Raw genomic sequence first — 1,161 nt, forward strand, 5'->3', positions numbered from 1 at the left:
GACGTTCTTTTCTAGCGGCGAGGTCAGAGTTCCCATGCCGTATTCACCAGCATCAAGATAAGATTTAAAGTACCAGCCCATATCTGGATCGCCATAAGGCACGACCATACCGCCCAAGTTACCTTGATACATGATTTTGCGATCAACGCCTTTATCATTAAAAGTGACCGTACTAAGCTGTAGGCCTGTTCGACTGTCTAAACCAATATGAAACTTCCAGTTGTGCCATTCAACGTCTCGGCCAGTGATGGTATAGTTTTTGCCTTCTGGTTCGATGATATTTAATGGCTTACTAGTGACAATATCTTGATCACGACCATCGATTGGACGCGGGGTCATCGGTACGGGAATGACACTACCTTCCTCTATTTTAATGATTTTTTTCTCATCTAAATCGACCACTGCCACCAAGTTTTCGATAGGATGCGCCCAGTAGTTGCCATCGCCCACATCTAGATAAGAGACGATTTTAAGGACGCGCAGCTGCTGATCTAAATTGTCCTGATCACCGAAATATCCAACGGTCAGCGGCGTTCCGACAACCTTAGTCACATCATCTATACCATGTTTTTTTAACGCCACTTTGTATTCAGGGCTATTTTGGATGATGTCTTGTATGGCATAAAAATCATCTACCAGCACCATACCAAAGGTATCTTCTATCGCATTCCAACTGGTTAAGGCGTTTTTGTTTAAATTTGCTTCACCTTCAATGACCGTATTGCCTTTTAAAATGCTAAAGGTTGCCACTCGATCACCTTGGTAAGGCTTGTTTTCAGTGACATTACGCCATACTGCATCTTTATCAGGTTGTTTTAGGCGGATATCAGAAAACCGTAGATTGGTCTCGGTAGGCTTGGCTTTTTTGATAATAGCCAAAGTTTGCTCGATCTCCTCAGCACTTAACACATTGAGTGGATGCGGGCTTTGCTCTATCTTAAAAGTTTGATCCAAACCTGATTGTAAAATCTCATTTGCTAATGAATCAGGCACTAAAGCTTGACCATCTTTTATGATGAGCGGATTGGTGATTGCTAAGGACTGCCCGTTCACCATAGCAGTTTTGCTGTTGGGTTTGATTTGTACGCGGGTTGAGTTCTTAGTAATAGTATACATCTCAGCATAACTATCATATTCAACGTCTGCACCCGCTGTACTCAT

The 1,161-nt window shown here is 42.6% G+C and carries 1 protein-coding gene; it reads right to left on the minus strand.

The features are described 5' to 3' along the window. On the minus strand, positions 1-1,161 hold a 1,161-nt coding region (locus tag ACS8FD_RS15840; protein WP_439276552.1), incomplete at both ends, for a copper amine oxidase.

The sequence above is a fragment of the Psychrobacter sp. 1U2 genome, from assembly GCF_051847575.1.